General features: G+C 64.2%; 16 protein-coding genes. 7 read left to right on the top strand and 9 right to left on the bottom strand.

Translation table 11 applies throughout. The features are described 5' to 3' along the window. Positions 1 to 76 precede the first annotated feature (76 nt). From ACFSOZ_RS24595 to ACFSOZ_RS24575, 5 genes are all read left to right on the top strand, one after another. On the top strand, positions 77 to 1,750 hold the full coding sequence (locus ACFSOZ_RS24595; protein WP_379102111.1) for an ABC transporter substrate-binding protein: 1,674 nt from the start codon (positions 77 to 79) through the stop codon (positions 1,748 to 1,750). A gap of 100 nt (positions 1,751 to 1,850) precedes the next feature. Beyond that, the gene (locus ACFSOZ_RS24590) at positions 1,851 to 2,879 is read left to right on the top strand and encodes an ABC transporter permease (protein WP_379102109.1); all 1,029 of its coding nucleotides are present in this window, start codon (positions 1,851 to 1,853) and stop codon (positions 2,877 to 2,879) included. Continuing rightward, positions 2,879 to 3,853: an ABC transporter permease gene (locus ACFSOZ_RS24585; RefSeq protein WP_379102107.1), complete on the top strand. Its 975-nt coding sequence runs from the start codon at positions 2,879 to 2,881 to the stop codon at positions 3,851 to 3,853. The genes ACFSOZ_RS24590 and ACFSOZ_RS24585 overlap by 1 nt, the downstream gene beginning before the upstream one ends. Next, positions 3,843 to 4,877, top strand: a complete 1,035-nt coding sequence (locus tag ACFSOZ_RS24580) for an ABC transporter ATP-binding protein (RefSeq protein ID WP_379102105.1) — start codon at positions 3,843 to 3,845, stop codon at positions 4,875 to 4,877. Before ACFSOZ_RS24585 ends, ACFSOZ_RS24580 begins: the two co-directional genes overlap by 11 nt. Next, complete coding sequence (locus tag ACFSOZ_RS24575; RefSeq protein ID WP_379102103.1) at positions 4,874 to 5,857, top strand: ABC transporter ATP-binding protein; 984 nt, start codon at positions 4,874 to 4,876, stop codon at positions 5,855 to 5,857. Before ACFSOZ_RS24580 ends, ACFSOZ_RS24575 begins: the two co-directional genes overlap by 4 nt. 108 nt (positions 5,858 to 5,965) lie before the next feature. On the opposite strand, the gene ACFSOZ_RS24570 is transcribed toward ACFSOZ_RS24575, so the two are convergent. The 5 genes from ACFSOZ_RS24570 to ACFSOZ_RS24550 form a co-directional block, all read right to left on the bottom strand. Further along, positions 5,966 to 8,077: a TonB-dependent siderophore receptor gene (locus ACFSOZ_RS24570; RefSeq protein WP_379102101.1), complete on the bottom strand. Its 2,112-nt coding sequence runs from the start codon at positions 8,075 to 8,077 to the stop codon at positions 5,966 to 5,968. Between the two features lie 191 nt (positions 8,078 to 8,268). Further along, on the bottom strand, positions 8,269 to 9,372 hold the full coding sequence (locus tag ACFSOZ_RS24565) for an AbrB family transcriptional regulator (RefSeq protein ID WP_379102099.1): 1,104 nt from the start codon (positions 9,370 to 9,372) through the stop codon (positions 8,269 to 8,271). A gap of 64 nt (positions 9,373 to 9,436) precedes the next feature. After that, the gene (locus tag ACFSOZ_RS24560; protein ID WP_183462547.1) at positions 9,437 to 9,745 is read right to left on the bottom strand and encodes a putative quinol monooxygenase; all 309 of its coding nucleotides are present in this window, start codon (positions 9,743 to 9,745) and stop codon (positions 9,437 to 9,439) included. Between the two features lie 63 nt (positions 9,746 to 9,808). Beyond that, a complete protein-coding gene (locus tag ACFSOZ_RS24555) occupies positions 9,809 to 10,591 on the bottom strand; it encodes an SDR family NAD(P)-dependent oxidoreductase (RefSeq protein WP_379102097.1) in 783 nt (260 codons plus the stop codon). Between the two features lie 61 nt (positions 10,592 to 10,652). After that, positions 10,653 to 11,090, bottom strand: a complete 438-nt coding sequence (locus ACFSOZ_RS24550) for a DsrE family protein (RefSeq protein ID WP_379102095.1) — start codon at positions 11,088 to 11,090, stop codon at positions 10,653 to 10,655. Between the two features lie 101 nt (positions 11,091 to 11,191). On the opposite strand from ACFSOZ_RS24550, the gene ACFSOZ_RS24545 reads away from it, so the two are divergent. Further along, a complete protein-coding gene (locus tag ACFSOZ_RS24545; protein WP_379102093.1) occupies positions 11,192 to 12,283 on the top strand; it encodes a hypothetical protein in 1,092 nt (363 codons plus the stop codon). A gap of 7 nt (positions 12,284 to 12,290) precedes the next feature. On the opposite strand, the gene ACFSOZ_RS24540 is transcribed toward ACFSOZ_RS24545, so the two are convergent. Both ACFSOZ_RS24540 and ACFSOZ_RS24535 read right to left on the bottom strand, forming a co-directional pair. Next, on the bottom strand, positions 12,291 to 13,238 hold the full coding sequence (locus tag ACFSOZ_RS24540; protein ID WP_379102091.1) for a cation diffusion facilitator family transporter: 948 nt from the start codon (positions 13,236 to 13,238) through the stop codon (positions 12,291 to 12,293). Between the two features lie 5 nt (positions 13,239 to 13,243). Beyond that, positions 13,244 to 15,433 carry an anthranilate synthase gene (locus ACFSOZ_RS24535; protein WP_379102089.1) on the bottom strand — a complete coding sequence of 730 codons (2,190 nt, stop codon included), beginning with the start codon at positions 15,431 to 15,433 and terminating at the stop codon, positions 13,244 to 13,246. 319 nt (positions 15,434 to 15,752) lie between these two features. Between ACFSOZ_RS24535 and ACFSOZ_RS24530 the strand changes: the two genes are divergently transcribed. After that, positions 15,753 to 16,523, top strand: a complete 771-nt coding sequence (locus ACFSOZ_RS24530; RefSeq protein WP_379102086.1) for an isocitrate lyase/PEP mutase family protein — start codon at positions 15,753 to 15,755, stop codon at positions 16,521 to 16,523. A gap of 71 nt (positions 16,524 to 16,594) precedes the next feature. Here the strand turns inward: ACFSOZ_RS24530 and ACFSOZ_RS24525 are convergent, their stop codons facing one another. Both ACFSOZ_RS24525 and ACFSOZ_RS24520 read right to left on the bottom strand, forming a co-directional pair. Next, entirely contained in the window at positions 16,595 to 17,650 is a 1,056-nt protein-coding gene (locus ACFSOZ_RS24525) for a succinylglutamate desuccinylase/aspartoacylase domain-containing protein (protein ID WP_379102084.1), read from the bottom strand. 89 nt (positions 17,651 to 17,739) lie between these two features. Next, on the bottom strand, positions 17,740 to 18,915 hold the full coding sequence (locus tag ACFSOZ_RS24520; RefSeq protein WP_379102082.1) for an MFS transporter: 1,176 nt from the start codon (positions 18,913 to 18,915) through the stop codon (positions 17,740 to 17,742). Between the last annotated feature and the right edge of the window lie 19 nt (positions 18,916 to 18,934).

The raw sequence follows: 18,934 nt of genomic DNA, 5'->3' as shown, positions 1-18,934 counted from the left end.
GTGTGCGATGGATCACGGTCCGGCGTGTGCCTGGCGCACGCTGCGGATCACCCACTTTCCCTAGAGGAGCAAGACGATGCGATCCCGGAAGGTTTTTAGCGCAATGATGGCCGGTGTCGGCCTGGCTGGCCTCATGCTGATGGCGCCCATCACCGGTGCCGTAGCACAGGAAGGCAAGGTCGGCGGAACGCTCAAGCTTCTCGCCAATGCCGCTGCCGGCACGATCGATCCGCACATCAACTACACGCTGCAATATTTCCAGATCAACTACATCCTCTATGACGGGCTGGTGACCTTCCGCAAGACCGGCGACAAGACCGGTTTCGAGGTGGTGGCAGACCTGGCCGAGAGCTTGCCCAAGCCTGAAGACGGCGGCAAGAAATACGTCTTCAAGCTGCGCAAGGGCATCAAATTCGCCGACGGATCGGACCTGACGACGGCCGATGTGGTGGCATCGTTCCAGCGCATGTTCAAGATCAGCGGCCCGACTACGGGCACGCTCTACAACGGCATCGTCGGCGCCGATATTTGTCTCAAGACGCCGGCGACCTGCACGCTCGAGGGCGGCGTCGTCGCCGATGAGGCGGCAAGCACCGTGACCTTCAATCTGGTCGCGCCCGATCCCGACTTCCTCCAGAAGATTTCGATCCCGCATGCGGCGATCCTGCCCGCCGAAGCGCCTCTCAAGGATTCAGGGACCGTGCCCATCCCCGGCACCGGGCCCTACATGATCGCCAGCTACGACCCCAACAGCCTGCTCAAGATGGTGCGCAATCCGCATTTCAAGGAATGGAGCAAGGAGGCGCAGCCGGCCGGATATCCCGACGAGATCGACTACGGTTTCGGTCTCACCGACGAAGCGGCGGTCACCGCCGTGGAGAACGGCCAGGCCGACTGGATGTTCGATCCGCCACCGGCGGACCGGTTGGCGGAACTGGGCACCAAATACGCCAAGCAGGTGTCCGTGCATCCGCTGACGGCGATGTGGTATGCGCCGATGAACACCAATCTGGCGCCATTCAACGACATCCGCGTGCGGCAGGCCGTCAACTACGCCATCGACCGCGCGGCGATCGTCAAGCTGTTCGGCGGCAGCAATCTGGCGCAGCCGTCCTGCCAGATTCTGCCGCCGGATTTCCCGTCCTACGCGCCCTATTGCCCGTTCTCGGCCAATCCCGGCGAGAAATGGTCCGCACCTGACCTCGAGAAGGCCAAGGCGCTGATCGCCGCTTCCGGCACGGCCGGCCAGGAGGTGACGATCATCACCGAGGACACCGAAGTGTCGAAATCGATCGGCGTGTATCTGCAGGATGTGCTGAACGGTCTGGGCTACAAGACCTCGGTCAAGCCGATCTCCCAGAACATCCAGTTCACGTACATCCAGAACACCAACAACAAGGTGCAGATCTCCATCTCGCAGTGGTTCCAGGACTATCCCGCGCCTTCGGATTTCCTGCAGGTGCTGTTCAGCTGCGCCTCGTTCACGCCCGGCTCGGACGCCTCGGTCAACATCTCCGGATTCTGCGACAAGTCGATCGACCAGAAGATGAGCGAGGCGCAGACCGCCACGATCGCCGACCCGGCCAAGGGTGCGCAGCTGTGGACCGCCGTCGACAAGGCGGTGACCGACGCAGCGCCGGTGGCCGTGCTGTTCACGCCCAAGCGCGTCGACCTGATCTCACCGCGGCTGAAGAATTTCGTCTTCAGCCCGCAATTCTACTGGATCATGAGCCAGTCCTGGGTCGAGTGACCGGGGGTTGAGTGATCAGACCCAATCCGATCCGCGGCGGAGCGATGTGCAATCCTCCGCCGCGGTTGCTTTTCCCGCCGATCTGAAATTCATACCCATCATGGACAATACGAGTGGCGGGCAAGCGCTGGTTCGGAGCCGCCGGGGCGCCGAGGGGCCGTGGCGCACAGCTTGGCGCAAGCTCAAGACCGATCGCGCCGCCATCATAGCGTTCGGTGTGCTGGTGCTGATCACCGCTGCCTGCCTGGCAGCCCCCCTTTACGCCCGCCATGTGGCGCGGACCGATCCTTTCGCCACCAATCTCAATGGCGAGATCGTCATAAACGGCGAGACCAGGCAGGTGCTGGAGCCTTCGACCGAAGGCCTTGGCCTGGGGTTCACACCGCTCGGAGCGACCTGGGATTTCGGGCCCTATATGCTGGGCGCCGACAATCAGGGCCGCGACGTCGCCGCGCGCCTGCTCTACGGCGGGCGCAATTCGCTGCTGATCGCCGGCGCCGCGGCGGTGATATGCCTTGGCCTGGCGACAGTGCTCGGCGTCGTCTCCGGCTTCTTCGGCGGGCTGGTCGATACCTTGCTGTCGCGCATTCTCGACGTGCTATGGGCGTTCCCCATCTTCCTGCTGGCGATTTCGCTATCGATCGTGCTGATCACGCAGAGCATCACCATCGGGCCGATCGAAATCCGCTCCGGCAGTCTCTGGCTGCCGATCTTCATCATCGGCATCGTCTACGTCCCCTATGTCGCCAGGCCCATCCGTGGCCATGTCCTGTCGCTGATGCAGGCCGAGTTCGTCACGGCGGCGATCGGCATCGGCGCGTCGCCCTGGCGCATCCTGTTGTATGACATCCTGCCCAATGTGATCACCCGGGTCATCGTCTTCGTGCCACTCATCCTGGCGCTGAACATGATGACCGAATCCTCGCTGTCCTTCCTGTCCATAGGCGTACAGCCGCCCGACGCCAGCTGGGGCACCATCATCCAGGACGGCCAGGGGCTTCTCTATTCGCGCCCGATCGTGGCCCTGGCGCCGGGGCTGGCAATCGTCATCTCAGTACTGGCGCTGAACATATTGGGCGACGGGGTGCGCGACGCACTCGACCCGAAATCCTCGATCAGGGTCGCCTGATGCTGACGGCGCTCGTTTCCAGGCTCGGTCAGATGGCGCTGGTGATGTTCGGCATCAGCGTCGTCGCCTTTCTGATCTTTTTCGCCACCCCTGGCGCCGACCCGTCGGCGCGCATTGCCGGGCGCAACGCCTCGCAGGAGACGCTGGCCCAGGTGCGGCACGATTTCGGCCTCGACCGGCCGCTGCCCGTCCAATACGCGCTGATGATGAAGCGGCTGTTCATCAGCCGTGACCTGACCTCCTTCGTCAATCGCGGCCAGAAGGTCGTTCCCACGGTGCTCGAGGCGATCCCGATCACCTTGTCGCTGGTGTTCGGCGCTGCTGTGTTGTGGGTTCTCGGCGGGTTGATCGTCGGCGTGGTCGCCGGGGCGACGCGCGGCACGTGGCTCGACCGGACGCTGATGATCCTCAGCCTGATCGGCGTATCGATCCCGGTCTTCTGGCTGGGCGAAGTCGCCAATCTGGTCACGCAGAGCCGCTGGCATGACAGCTGGCTGTTCTCGTGGGTGCCGCCACTCGGCTATATTCCTTTCACGGAAGATCCCTGGGGCTGGTTCAAGGCGCTGGTCATTCCCTGGTTCACGCTCGCCACGCTCTACATCGGACTTTACGGCCGCGTGCTGCGGGCCTCGATCATCGAGACCATGCAGGAGGATTTCATCCGCACCGCGCGTGCCAAGGGCATCGGCGAGCGGCGGGTGCTGCTGCATCATGGGCTGAGAACCTCGCTTGTCGCCTTCGTCACCATGTTCGGACTCGATTTCGGCGCCCTGGTCGGCGGCGGCGCCTTGCTGACGGAGGTGGTGTTCGGTCTGCAAGGGGTCGGCAAGCTCACCTATGGGGCCTTGCAGACGCTCGATCTGCCGATGATCCTGGCGACAGTCATCTATGCCTCGTTCTTCGTGGTCATGGCCAATTTCATCGTCGACGTCGCCTTTGTCTTCATCGATCCGAGGGTTAGAGATGCCCACTGACAAGACGCCCGCTGACAGGCCGCTGCTGGTCGTCGAGAACCTTTGCGTCTCGTTCCGCACGGAGGGTGGCGTGGTGCCTGCCGTCAGCGGCGTCTCGTTTTCGCTCGCGCCGCGCGAAATCATCGGCGTCGTCGGTGAAAGCGGCTCGGGCAAGAGCCAGACCCTTCTTGCCATCCTGGGGCTGATCAGCAGTCCTAATGCCATCGTCACCGGGTCGGTGCGTTTTCTGGGCCAGGAGTTGCTGGGGCTCAAGCGCCGTGCGCTCGACGCCATTCGCGGCCGGCAGATCGCGATGATCTTCCAGGATCCGATGACGGCTCTGACACCGGTTCATACGATCGGCGACCAGATCATCGAGCAGATCCGCGCGCATGAGAGGGTGTCGCGCAGTGCTGCCCGCAAGCGGGCGGTGGACTTGCTCGACGCGGTTGGTTTGCCGAGCCCCGACAGTGCCGTCGACCGCTACCCGCACCAGCTGTCCGGCGGCATGCGCCAGCGCGCCGTGATCGCCATGGCGCTGTCGTGCAATCCCGCACTGCTGATCGCCGATGAGCCGACGACGGCGCTCGACGTGACGGTGCAGGCGCAGATCCTCGAGCTGATCGCTCGATTGCGCGATGAGTTCGGATCCGCCGTGATCCTGGTCACCCATGACCTCGGCGTGGTCGCCGAAGTCGCCGATCGCGTGCTGGTGATGTATGCCGGGCGCGTTGTCGAGGAGGGCGGTAAGGGCCAGCTTTTCCGCGAGCCGCTTCACCCCTATGCATGGGGCCTGTTCGGTTCGATTCCGCCGATGCACGGACCGCGTCCCGCGCGGCTGACAGCCATCCCCGGCAGTCCGCCGAAACTGAGCCAGATGCCGCAGGGCTGCGCCTTCGGGCCACGCTGCACGTTCCGGCACGAGGCCTGTGCCGAGCAGCCTTCGCTTGGCGGCGTGGCAGGACACCGCTCGGCTTGTTTTCTTCCGCAGGATAGCCGTCAGGATCTGCGCCGGACGCTTGCCGCCAGGGCCGTGCCGGCATGACCGAGACCAGGCCCCAACCGCTGGTGCGGACCAACGATCTGTCGAAACACTATCCGGTGGGGCGCTCACCCTTCCAACGGCGGATCGTCCATGCCGTGGAGCAGATCTCGCTCGACATCTTCCCGGGCGAGACGCTTGGCATCGTCGGCGAGTCGGGCTGCGGAAAATCGACGCTGGGACGCTGCCTGGTCCGGCTCACCGAAATCACCTCCGGCTCGCTGGAATTCGAGGGCCGGGACATCACCAGGGCCTCGCAACGGCAGCTCCGGCCGATACGCCGCCAGATGCAGATGGTGTTCCAGGATCCCGCCGCCTCGCTCAACCCACGCCGCCGCGTCGGCGATCTCCTGGCGGATCCGTTCCGCGTGCACGAAAGGCTGTCGCGATCGGAAATGGCGGATCGCGTCGAGGATCTGCTGGTCCGCGTCGAACTGCTTCCCGAGCATGCCCAGCGTTTTCCGCATGAATTCTCGGGTGGACAGCGCCAGCGCATCGGCATCGCGCGCGCCCTGGCGCTGCGGCCGCGGTTGATCGTTGCCGACGAACCGGTATCGGCGCTGGACGTGTCGATCCAGGCGCAGATCATCAACCTGCTTTCCGATCTGCGCGACGAGTTCAACCTGACCTATGTGTTGATTGCCCACGACCTCTCGGTGGTCAGGCAGTTCTCGTCGCGGGTGGCGGTGATGTATATGGGCTCGATCGTCGAAACCGGACCGGTCGACGCCGTCTTCTCGGCGCCGCGACATCACTACACAATGGCGCTCCGCTCGGCGGTGCCGGTTCCCGACGTCGACAACCGGCCGGCCCAGCGGATCATGCTCAAGGGCGATTTGCCGAGCCCGCTCGATCCGCCGTCAGGCTGCCGTTTCCATACGCGCTGCGTGGCGGCGACTTCGGTGTGCCGCCACGAACGCCCCGTGCTTTCGCTCGTCGACAAGAACCACTTCGTCGCCTGTCACCATCCGAGGGCGAGCTAAAGCACGATCCCGAAAAGGGGAGTCCCGTTTTCGGTAAAAATCAGGCTCAAACAAAAAGATAGAGCCCATCTCGAGTCCATCGGGATGGAAACCGGCTCCAGCCTTCCTTCAGAAGCGATAGCGCAGGCTGGCGAACAGCGAGCGGCCCTCGTCGCGGTAGCAATAGCCGGCAGAGCAGATGGTCTGCCTGATATCGAACAGGTTCTTGGCGTTGACCTGCAGCTTGACGCCTTCGAGCTTCGGGTTGCGGGTGCCGAAATCGTAGGAGAGCGAAGCGTCGACGAAGGCGCGCGCGTCGTTCTTGAAGGTGTTGGTGTCGTCGCCATAGCTCGAGCCGGCGACGCGGACGCCCGCGCCGAGCCCCAGTCCTTCCAGCGTGCCGTTCTCGAACTGGTAGTGGCCCCACAGCGACAGGATATGATTTGGGGTCGCCGACAGCTCCTTGCCTGCGGTTTCCTCGGCGCCGCGCTCGATCCTGACGCGCAGATAGGTGTAGGAGGCGATGAAGCTGAAGCCGTTGTCGAGCGAGGCATTGGCTTCCAGTTCGACGCCGCGCGAATTCAGGTCGAGCTGGCGCTGCTTGTTGATGCCGGTCGAGGCGTCGAAGACGACGCCGTCCTTCTGGTCGATGTCGAACAGCGCAGCGCTGACGATGGCATTGTGGTCTGACATCTCGTATTTGACGCCGATCTCCTTCTGCGTGGCGATGGTCGGTCGGGCGACGCGGCCGACGGTGCTGGCGACGTCGTCATAGACGAAGCCGATGTTCGGCGAGAACGAGGTCGAATAGTTGATGTAGGGCGTGATGCCCCATTCGGTCTGATAGGACAGGCCGACCCGGCCGGAAAAGGCGCTGTCCTTCTGCCTGGATGTGCTGAAGTCGGCGGCGGTGGAGGTGGTGTCGACCCAGTCGTAGCGGCCGCTGGTGAACAGGGTGAAGTCGTTCAACTCCATCTGGTCGTGCAGGTAGACACCGAGCTGGTTCATCTGCTGTCCGCCGGAGTGGGGAACAGCTGCCGCCTTGATGTCGTCGACCGAGACATAGGACAGACCGCTGCCGGCATCATAGTCCGACCAGGCATAGTCGATGCCGCCGACAGCGGTGTGCTTGACCGGGCCGGTGTCGAACTCGAACTGCGCCATGTTGTCGACGACGAAGTTCTTCATCGTCTCGGTGTAGTGGCCCCAGTAGCGCTGCAGCGGCTGGTCGGCGCCGATCGAGTAATGGCCGCTGTACTCGATGTCGCTGTCGACGGCGTTGTAGCGCAGGTTCTGCCGCACCGTCAGCAGATCGTTGAAACGGTGCTCGAACTCGTAGCCGATACGGCCCTGGCTCTGGGTGAAATCGTTCCAGGCGGGATCGCCCTCATAGACATTGGACAGCACGCCATAGCTCGAATTGTAGAAGGCCGCCGTGCCGCCGGTGACCGATTTCGAATATTCGCCGAGGATTGTCAGCTTCGTATCCTCGTCCGGCTTGAAGGTGACAGCCGGCGCCAGATAGATCTTGTCGTCTGGATAGGCAGGCAATTCGGTCTCGCTTTTGCGGCCGAGGCTGGTGAAGCGATAGAGAATGCTGCCGTCCTCTGTCACCGGTCCGGAAGCGTCAAGCGCGGCCTGAAACCGGTTGTGCTCGCCGGCGAGCAGTTCGATTTCGCGGAACGGCTCATCCTTGGGACGCTTGGTGACGACATTGACGATGCCACCCGGGCCGCTGACGCCGTATAGCGACGATGCCGGGCCTTTGAGGATAGTGACCCCCTCGATTCCGTAGGGCTCGGTCTTGAACCAGGCCGAGGGGCCGTTGTACTGGCGCAGCCCGTCGCGGAACATGCCGTTGTAGAAGGCCTGAAAGCCGCGCAGGAAGAACGCGTCGTAGCGGGTGTCGAAGCCGAAGCTGTTGGGATTGGCGCTGGCCGTGTAGCCGAGCGTTTCGTTCAACGTGCGCGGCTTCTGATCCTCGATCTGCTTCTGCGTCACCACCGAAATGGCCTGCGGAATCCTGGCAATCGGCGTATCGGTCTTGGTGCCGATGCGATCCGTCTTGGCGACGTAACCATCCTGGACCAGGATCTCGTTGCTCTGCGCGGTCACCTCGATCTTGCCGAGGACAGGGGCGGTCTCGCTGTCCTGGGCGAGTGCTGCGCCAGGTTGGGCGAGCATCGCCGCACCACCCAGCAATGATATCCCCAGGCGCCATGTCGTCGGCTGCGTTCGCATCAACTCGTCTCCACTGTCTCATGCAGGATTGCGCTCCCGCGCTCTCAAATATGAGTGTGTGAGTCAAGTATTTTTTGCCGCTGCTACCCAGGCTGTCGCTGGGTTCTTGCACAGCGGCACCGCTGACGGGGATTCGACCAACCGGGTCGTGGATGACAGTCGGGTTGTGGGTTCAGGGGAGGCGGCTTTGCCTATTGCCGGACGCTTCTGGCCACCAGCCGCGCGACGCTCGGGCCGATCAGCAGCACGATCAGGAAGCGCGCCGATTGCAGCGCCATGACGAAGGAGATGTCGACGTTCTGGGCGGCGGCGGCGATGATGGCGATGCTGTCCATGCCGCCGGGGCTGGTCGCCAGATAGGCGGTCAGCGGGTCGATGCCGAGCAGATGGCTGATCATGAAGGCAAGGCCGCCGCAAAAAGCGATCAGCGCCACGATCGACGCAATGATCTGCGGCAAGGCGCGCGTCGCATGGCGCAGGATCGGCCGGGTGAAATTCAGGCCGATCGACCAGCCGACCATCGCGTAGCTCACCGCCAGCAGCCATTGCGGCAATTGCATCTCCACGCCTAGGCCGAGATGGATGACGGTGCCGAAGATGAAGGTGCCAAGGAAGAACGGCGAGGGCAGTCTGAGCAGCTTTCCCAGCAGGCCGCCGACAAGCGCGATGCCGATCGTGGCGGCGAAGGCTTGTGGATCGATCGGTGGAAACCAGATGATGGGCGGGATTTCGACGCCCGACGTGTCGACCCACATCTTTGCCACCAGGGCCGCCGTCATCGAAACGAAGATCACACGCAGATATTGCATGAAGGCGACGAGGCGCTGATCGGCGCCGAAGGCACCGGCCATCAGCACCATGGCGGTGGCGGCGCCCGGCGACGAGCCCCAGACGGCAGTGGTGCCGGGCAGGATGCGCCAGCGGCTGATCAGCCAGCCGAGCAGGCTGGAGGCCGTCACTGTGGCCACCACGACGCCGAGAAACAGCGGCCACTCCTGGTAGAAGACCGGAAAGATATCGGCCGAGATCGAACTGGCGACGAGGCAGCCGACAATCGCCTGCGCGGCGCCGAACAGAAGACGCGGCACGCGCACCGTGGCGCCATTGGTGCCGGCGACGATGGCCGCCAGCATCGGGCCGATCAGCAGCGCAGCGGGCAGGGCGGCGAGTTCCAGCGCGCCGGCAAACAGGGCGGAGACGGTAAGGATCGCCAGCCATTGCCAGAGCTGGCGCATCCGCGCCATGCGCTCGATGGTGGGCAGATCCGGGGGTGGCGGCTCGGCCGAGGAATCCATGGCTCGCTCTTAGACCCGAAGCGGGGCGATGCGAACCCCGCTGCGCCGAGAAAGGATGCCTGCCTCAGCCGGTCTTGCCATCGGCCAGGCCGAAGCCGCCGACAGGGTGGGTCTCGACCTGGAATTCAAAGCCGGCGATGAACGGCCGCGCCTTGGCGATCGCCGCCTGGACTTCGGGAAGCTGCAGCGAGGCCTTGTGGCTTTCGGCGTCGGTCCACACTTCGGTGACCCAGATCGCATCGGCATCCGCGGGATCGCGCGCGATGATATAGCTCAGGCAACCCGGCAGGGCGCCGGTGCTGGCGCGCAGGACGTCCATGACCGCGTCGCGCTGGCCGCGCGACGCCCGCATCTTGCCGATCAGTCCGTACATTCCTTTGTCTCCCTTTGAAGTCTTCGACAAGAGTATGCAGATCGCCAGTATGCAGATAGCCGCTCAAGGCATCAACTGGCCGCCATTCACCTCGATCACCTGGCCGGTGATGTAGCCGCTCAGGAGATCGGAAGAGAGGAACAGATAGGCGCCGACGCAATCCTGCGCGGTGCCGGCACGTCCTTGTGGAATGGTGGCGACCATGCCCTTCATCTGCTCGTCGGTCGAATAGCGCTCGTGGAACGGCGTCAGGATTGTGCCCGGCGCCACCGCGTTGACGCGGATGCCGAAGCCGATCAGTTCCTTGGCCATGCCGCGGGTCACGTTGGAGACGAAGGCCTTGGCCGAACCGTAGAGGCCAGCGCCGCCGCCAGCGCCGTTGCGCGCGGCGATCGACGAGGTGTTGACGATGAAGCCGCCCTGTTTCTTGAGCCACGGGATCGCCTTGCGCGAGGCGGTCAGCACCGAACGCGCATTGAGGTCCATCACCGCGTCGTAATGCGCCTCGGTCTGCTCGGCATAGGGCACGCGGCCAAGCATGCCGCCGGCATTGTTGACCAGCCCATCGAGACGGCCGAAATGCTGCGCGCTGTCCTCGACGACGCGTTCGACATCGGCGGGAACGGAGAAATCGCCCTGGACGAGGAACACCTCGCCACCTGCGTCGGCAATGGTCTTGGCCAGCTTCTCGGCGGCGTCGCGGCTCGAATTGTAGTGCAGCGCCACCTTGCATTTCTGCGCGGCGTAGGCCGATGCCAGGGCCGCCCCGATGCCGGTCGATGCACCGGTGACCAGCACCGCCCTGCCGGCGAGATCGGGAATGTTGAGTGTGGTGGTGGCTGGCACTGCTGTTCCTCCGGATGTCCGCCCGTCCTTCGTAAGCCGTTGCCACCCGGATGTTCAAGCCTTACGGGCGCAGATAGGCGTAGCCCTGGCCTTGCAGTTCGGCGAGTTTGACGACGCCACCCTTGTCGGCGGCATGGAAACCGTCGAGCAGGTCGGTCAGCGAAATATCCATGCCTTGCATGGTGTTGGCGCAGGCATGCGGGTTGAGCCCCTGCTGCACGAGGCTGGCGAAGCGGCCGGAAATCGCGGCCGATATGCCTTTCGACTTGAAGGCGGCAAGGGCTGGACCATGCACGACCAGCACGATGTCGATATTGCCGCCGGTGCCGTCATAGTGGTTCTTGATGTTGCCGAGGACGAAATTGACCTTGTCGAGATCGCTGAGATGGTAGGCGACCTTCAGCCTGGCGGGCTCCGTCGCCGCTGCCTGCACCACCCGCAGGCCAAAAAGCGTTCCGGTTCCGGCAAGAGCCGCACGGAACATATCGCGCCGGCGCATCGCATCCTCCTCCGCTTGGCGGCTCACGGCAAAATGCGTGGCTCCGGCCGCAATACTAGCATAAATTGACGTTGCGTCCTGTCGATGCGGAGGAGGGTCACATGGCGTTAGGCAAGGTATTGGCGCGCGGCGCCTGGGGTGTTGCGTTGCTCGGTCTGCTTGCCGGGTCGGCCTTCGCCGACGATGCGCCCAAGCTCACCGAACTCAGCCCCAACGGCGCCGACGCCTGTTTCGGCCGCGTCTATGACGCCGCGCACCTCAAGGCGCATCCGAAGCAGAAGGTGGCGCGGATTTTTTTCTACTATGGCCATGATCCTGTCAGCCGGCCGAATGAGGAGCCGGCCGCGAACTCCGACTCATCCTACAATTCCTTCGTCGCCACCACCGTGCGCGGCGTCAAGGCGCCGGAATGGGCCGGCGGGTGGTGCAACCACGAGTCGGAGGACGGCAAGACAGGCCCGATCCATTGCGGCATGGACTGCGACCGCACCCTGGCGTCACTGAAAGTCGATGACAAAGGACGCCTGATCCTCACCGACGTACAGCCAGATCTCTATCTCGATGCCGGATCGGAAGAGGAACTCGGCGCGGCGGAATATGACAGGCAGGCGCTGGGCAAGGAGGATGACAATTTCCGCCTCGACCCGATGCCGGCAGCGACCTGCAAGGCGGAATTCGCGCGCATCGATCCGATCGATCCGGCGCTCGGGCTCCCGCTGCGCGAACGGCTGAAGCCGGACCAGGCCTTCTGCTATGGGCGCGACTACGATGCAGCGCATCTGGCTTCCCATCCCGACCAGTTGACGCAGTCGATCCGGGTTTTCCGCGGCTCGGTGGAACTGGCGTCTTTTGCTTCAGGAGGCGACGCAGCCAAATGGCCGGATGGCGCCGACATTGCCGTCACCGTCACCACGCGGCAGAAATCGGCCAAGGTCACGCAGACCTATTCCTGCCAGGGCGAGGCCGACCAGTGGCGTTGCGCGGCGAGCTCGAAGATGAGCGATTTTTCCTGTGACATCGCGCAGAAGGAGATTTTCCTCAAGCGCGGCGCCAACGGCACGATGATGCTGGCCAATCCCAACAGCAGCGTCGCGATCGTCGATCTGTGCTCGAAGGCCGCCGACGGCAAGACGAAGTCCGACGACAAGGTCTACCGGCTGCAACCGATGCCGCAATCGGCCTGCGCGCCGTGAGCTGACCTCAGGCGAACGGCACGGCCGTCGTGCCTTTCGGCAGTTTGGCTTCGTCGTCGGGCTCGACATGGATGGTGACGCGCACCGAGGGGATTTCCGCCTTCAGCGCGTCCTCGATGCGGTCGCAGATGACATGGCTGGCGCCGACCGACATGTCGGCATCGACGACCAGATGGAACTCGATGAAGGTGGCGCGGCCGGCGATGCGCGTCTTGAGGTCATGCACCTCGAGCGCGCCCTTGCAATTGGCCGAGATGACGTCGCGGATGTGCATGTGCTCTGCCGTGTCGACAGCGCGGTCCATCAGGCCGTTCATCGACGAGCCGATGACATGCCAGCCCTGCCACAGGATGTTGAGCGCCACGAGGACGGCAAGCGCCGGGTCGAGGATCTGCCAGCCGGTCAGGATCGCCCCGACCAGGCCGCCGAACACACCGATCGAAGTCACCACGTCGGTCATGATGTGTTTGCCGTCGGCAACCAGCGCCGGCGATTTCTCGGCCCTGCCGGCGCGGATCAGCGTCCACGCCCAGAAGGCATTGATGACCGTGGCGACGCCGTTGACGGCAAGACCTTCCCAAGGCTGTTCAAGCGGCGCCGGCGTTTGCCAGGAGCGCCAGACCTCGTTGAGGATCAGCAGCGCCGCGAGCACGATCAGCACGCCTTCGAGGACGGCCGAGAAATACTCCGCCTTGTGGTGGCCGAAGGGATGGTCCTGGTCGGCCGGCTTGTAGCTGACCTGGATCGCCCAGAAGGCGGCGATCGAGGCAATGACGTTGACGATCGATTCCAGCGCATCCGAATAGAGCGCCACCGAGCCGGTGATGTACCAGGCGACGAGCTTCAGGCCGAGCACGATGGCGGCAATGATGATCGACCAGAAGGCAAGGTTGGCGACCTTGCGCTTCGCCGCGGCCTTGGCCGCGATCGCCATCGTGTTCCCGGTTTCGGCCATGGTCGTCAGGCGGCCTTTTCCTTGGCCTTGCGCGGCAGGTGGGCGACGATGTTCTCGATGATGCGCATGCCGGCATTGTGGCCGAGCGTCATGATCGATTCCGGGTGGAACTGCACCGCGGCGATCGGCTCCTTGCGGTGCTCGAAGGCCATAATGACGCCGTCCTCGGTCTCGGCGGTGACGATGAAATCATCGGGCAGCCGCACCGGATCGGCAAAGATCGAGTGATAGCGGCCGACAGTGACTTCCTTGGGCAGGCCGGAGAAGATGATGCCCGGCTTCGAGACGCGGATGCGCGACGGCTTGCCATGCATCGGCACATGCAGTTGCCGCAGTTCGCCGCCATAGGCTTCGGCCAGTGCCTGCAGGCCAAGGCAGACGCCGAAGATCGGCAGGTCACGGGCGCGGGCCTTTTTGATGGTGGCGGCGCAATCAAAATCCTTCGGCGTGCCGGGGCCGGGCGACAGCACGACAAGGTCGGGCTTCAGCCGGTCGAAGACCTCCTCAGGCACCGGCGTGCGCACGGTCGAGACGTTGGCGCCGGTCTGGCGGAAATAATTGGCCAGCGTGTGGACGAAACTGTCCTCGTGGTCGACGAGCAGGATATTGACGCCGTCGCCGACGCGGGCGGTGGTGCGCTCTGTGCTGGCGGAATTGGCCGTCTTGGCGTCGCGGATGGCGGAGAGCATGGCGGATGCCTTCAGTTCGGTTTCGGCTTCTTCTTCCTCGGGAATGCTGTCGAAGAGCAATGTGGCGCCGGCGCGCACTTCGGCAATGCCGTCCTTGATGCGAATGGTGCGCAGGGTGAGGCCGGTGTTCATGTCGCCGTTGAAATTGACCATGCCGATCGCGCCGCCATACCAGGCGCGCGGGCTCTTTTCGTTCTGCTCGATGAAGCGCATGGCCCACAGTTTCGGCGCGCCGGTGACGGTAACCGCCCAGGCATGCGACAGGAAGGCGTCGAAGGCATCCATGCCCTCGCGCAGCCGGCCTTCGATGTGATCGACGGTGTGGATCAGGCGCGAATACATCTCGATCTGGCGGCGGCCGATGACGCGCACCGAGCCCGGCTCGCAGACCCGCGACTTGTCGTTGCGGTCGACGTCCGAGCACATGGTGAGCTCGGATTCGTCCTTCTTCGAATTGAGCAGCTTCAGGATCTGCTCTGAGTCCGAAATGGCATCGTCGCCGCGCTTGATGGTGCCGGAGATCGGGCAGGTCTCGACGCGGCGGCCGTTGACGCGAACGAACATTTCCGGCGAGGCGCCGATCAGATATTCGCCTTCGCCGAGATTGATGAAGAAGGAATAGGGGGAGGGGTTGATCGACTTCAGCTTGCGCGAAATCTCGGACGGCTGCGTTTCGCAGCGCTCATAGAACATCTGGCCGGGCACGACCTCGAACAGGTCGCCACGCTTGAACGAATCCATAGCCTTGCGAACCAGATTGGCGTATTCGCCGGGCTCGTGGTCGCCGCGCGGCGGGATGCGGTCGGGGCTCTTGAACGGCTCGGCGATTTCGTCGCGCGGCAGGCCTTCGGTCGAGAAACCCTCGCCGGCATAGTCGTAGCGGTCGGTCCAGGCCTTGGCCGAATAGTGGTCGACGACGAGGATCTCGTCGGGCAGGAACAGCACGAGATCACGCTGGCTTGGCTTGCGCTCGAGCGTGTAGTCGACCGGGTCGAACTGAAAGGCGAGGTCGTAGCCGAAGGCGCCGTAGAGGCCGAGATTGGCGTCTTCCTCGGTCTTGAACAGAGCGGTGATGGCGCGCAGCACGGTGAAGACAGAGGGGACGCGGCTGCGCTCCTCCTCGGTGAAGACACGGCCGGGCTTGGCGACGTCGAGGCGGATCAGTTTCTTCGAGTTCTCGGCGATGGTGACATCGGCCAGGCTGTCGAGCGCTTTGCCGATGACCGGCAACAGCGCCTCGCCACGGCCATTCAGCGCTTCGATGCGCATGGCGCGGCCATGCGCCGAGATCACCAGCGGCGGATCGATGATGGCGGTGTCCCAGCGCGTGTAGCGGCCGGGATATTCGTAATTCGAGGAAAACACGGCGCCCCGGCGCGCGTTCAGCCCGTCGACATAAGCGTCGATGGCGCCCGCATAGGGCCGGTCGTGGCGTTCGCGGGTGATGGTGATACCACCCCCCGTCACGAAACTCTCCGCTCCGTTTTCCAGAACCTTCATCGTCATTGCCGTCTCCATCAGCTTCTTGGGGCAACGGACCCGGGAATGGCTTGAAAAAACAAATGGCCGCCCGGACATTCCGCTGCGGCCACCCTCTATTTTCACGCGCGCGCGTTCGAACAGGCCGCTGTCAGCAGGCCCACCACCAAATGGTCTTGGTCGAACGCATGTTCATGGCGAAATCCATAGCTGCGAAAAACAGGATGCGCAACAGGTTTGAAAATCTGTCCGGTGGCCGCCGCTTCTGCGGCTCATGGCACATCGCCAGAGCCGGCGGTCCTGCTTAGTCTGGATGTCCAACAGCAGAAACATGGGAAAAACACCAATGACCGAGCAGATCGACCGCGCACGGACGTTCCATTCCCTCCACGTCAAGGGAAATCCGATCGTTCTCTACAATGCCTGGGATCCGGGCTCGGCCAAGATCGTCGAGAAAGCAGGGGCCAAGGCGATCGCCACGGGGAGCTGGCCGGTGGCTGCAGCCTTTGGATACGCCGATGGCGAGAAAATCCCGCTGGAGCTGGCGCTCGACAACATCAGGCGCATCGTTGCCGCCGTCGATCTGCCGGTGACCATGGATCTCGAGGGTGGCTATGGCGTCGATCCGGAAACCGTCGCCCGCACCGTGACGCATGCCATACAGGCCGGCGCCATCGGCTTCAATTTCGAGGATCAGATTGTCGGCGGCACGGGCCTGCACGACATCGCCGTACAGGTGAAGCGGATCGAAGCGGCGGCGGCGGCGGTCAAGGCCTCGGGCATCCCGGCCTTCCTCAACGCCCGAACCGACATCTTCCTCAAGGCAAAGCCGGATACGCACGACAAGGCGCTGCTCGACCAGGCGATCGAGCGGGCGCATGCCTTCGAAAGGGCCGGGGCGAACGGTTTCTTTGCGCCGGGCCTTGGCGATGAAGGGTTGATCGAGGCGCTGTGCAAGGCAATTGCGCTGCCGGTCAACATCATTGCGCTGGCGCATGTGCCGCCGCGACAGCGGCTGGCAGAACTCGGCGTTGCCCGCATCAGCCACGGCCCGGTGCCATACCGGCAGATGGCCGAATGGCTGGAGGCCAAGGCGCGGCTGGCTATTTCAGGCTAGGGCATGCTGATATTCAGGTGATGCCGGCCTAGCAAATGGCGGGTTCCTGCGCTTCCGGTGCTCGGGTTAGTTCAGTCCTCAAGCGTGCCTGATCTGGCGTCGGCGCTCTTGCTGTCGCCGACCAGCTTCAAGAGGTCCTCACCGGCGCGGATGATGCGGCGCGAGCGGCGGGTCAGGATGATGCCGTCCTGCGGCGCGAAGACTTCGGTGCGGCCGCCGGCTTCGCCTGGGGCGTAGACAATGGTGGCGAGGCGCGCGCCCTTGGCGACGCGGTCGCCAGGCTTCACGTCGTAGAGCACGGCGCCCGCCCGGGGCGCCGGCATCATGTCGATGTTTTCCAACGGGGCCACCACCCCGGTGAAGGGACCGGGCGCGGGCAGGGCGGTATCGGCGATCACGCCGCGCGCCACCAGCAGCCGGTAGAGGCCTTCGGCATCGGAGGCGGCCAAGTCGCTGTCGACATCGAGGATGCCGCGGTATTCGACGGTCGTGGCGACGCGGCGGTCGAGTTTCGCCACGTCATCGGGGACGTTCTGGTAGGGCATGATCGAGGCGCCCTCGAACGTGCCGTCGGTGTCTTCGCTCCACAGCATCACCGCATCGACGCCCATGGCGGCGGCGCAATCGGCCATTGCCGGCCACAGGCTGGCATGGACATAGAGATAGGCGAGGCCCTCGTCGTCGCAGTGCAGGTCGAGCACGATGTCGTGGCCGAGCGACAGCTGCACCAGCCGGGTCTTCAGCCGCTGGTCGACTGAGCCAAGGGTGGTGTCTGACAAGAGTGCTGCGTCGGGCGCGGCAAGCAGCGGAAAGCCGCGATTGAAGTTGGTGCGGGTGCCCAGATGGAAGCGGCCCTGATGTTCGCCGAAATGATATTGCGCACGGCCGATCGGGTTGGCCCAGGGCACGATCGTGATGTCGCCCTTGATGCGGCCTTCGGCCTCGGCCTTGGCCAGCATCGGCATCAGCGCGTCGATGGCGACGACGCCCGGCAACTCGCCGGCGTGGAGCGCCGCCTGCAGATAGGCCGACGGAGCGGCCTTGTCGGTTCCGGCAAATCGGAACAGCGGAAATTCGTAGGAAACACCTTCGCTTTCGCCGGCGATGCGCTCGATCGATTTCTGCATGATTTTCCTCCATCAAGAGCGACAAGACATGCCCATTTGAAGGTGCCGATGTCGATTGGTCCAGCCTGCCGCGCTATGGGCGCAAGCGGTTATTCTGCCGGCGCCTGCAGAGGGACAGGTGTGCGCCGATCCAACGCCTGCGACAGCACCGCTACGGTGACCGCCAGCAGGGCGAGCGCGGCGCCGACCAGCGGCAGGTTGGCATAGGAAACGCCCGCGGAAAGTGCCACGCCGCCGATCCAGGCGCCGCTGGCATTGCCGACATTGAAGGCGCCCTGGTTCAGCGTGGCGGCAAGGTTCGGTCCTTCGGAAGCTGCCTCGACGACGCGGATCTGCAGTGGCGGCACGACAACGAAGATGAGCAGGCCCCACAGGAAGACGATGCCGATGGCGACGCTGGCTATGGCGCCGAACTGCATGAAGCCAAGCAGCAGCAGCGCCATCAGCAGCAGTGTGCCGATGACCGTCGGCATCAATTTCCAGTCGGCGAGCCTGCCACCGATGATGTTGCCGATGGTCATGCCGGCACCGAACAGCAACAGCACCCAGGTGACCGCCGAGGTGGACAAGCCGGAGACGTCGGTCAGATAGGGCTTGATGTAGGTGAAGACCGTGAACAGGCTGGCGGAGGTCAGCGCCGCGATCAGCATCGCCAGCCAGACCTGCAGCTTGCCCAGCACGCGCAGTTCGCCGCGCAGGCCGCCACCACTCGGTTCAGCGACATCGGATGGCACCAGCCAGGCGATGCAAGCGACCGAGATCAGGCCGATGCCGACGACGGCCAAAAAGGTGGCACGCCAGCCGAAGGCTTCGCCAAGGGCGGTGCCGGCGGGCACGCCAAGGATGTTGGCCAGCGTCAGCCCGGCGAACATCAGCGCGATGGCGCTGGCCCGCTTGTTGCGCGGCACCAGGCTGGCGGCGACGACCGAGCCGATGCCGAAGAAGGCGCCGTGGCCAAAGGCGGTGAAGACGCGCGCGGCCATCAGCATCCAGTAGTTGGGCGCGATGGCGCAGAACAGATTGCCGACGACGAACAGCGTGGCCAGGCCAACCAGCACCGGCTTGCGCGGCAAATGCGCGGTCGCCATCGCGACGATCGGCGCGCCGAAGACGACGCCCAGCGCATAGCCGGTGACCAGCAGGCCCGCCGAAGGGATGGACACGCCGAGGTCGGCGGCGACCTCCGGCAACAGGCCCATGATGACGAATTCGGTGGTGCCGATGCAGAAGGACGCAATGGCGAGCGCAAGGATCGGCAGGGGCATGGGGCGTCCAGACTGAATC

It is taken from the genome of Mesorhizobium newzealandense, assembly GCF_042682145.1.
GTDB lineage: Bacteria > Pseudomonadota > Alphaproteobacteria > Rhizobiales > Rhizobiaceae > Mesorhizobium > Mesorhizobium newzealandense.
This window is presented reverse-complemented; position numbering and strand designations above follow the sequence as displayed.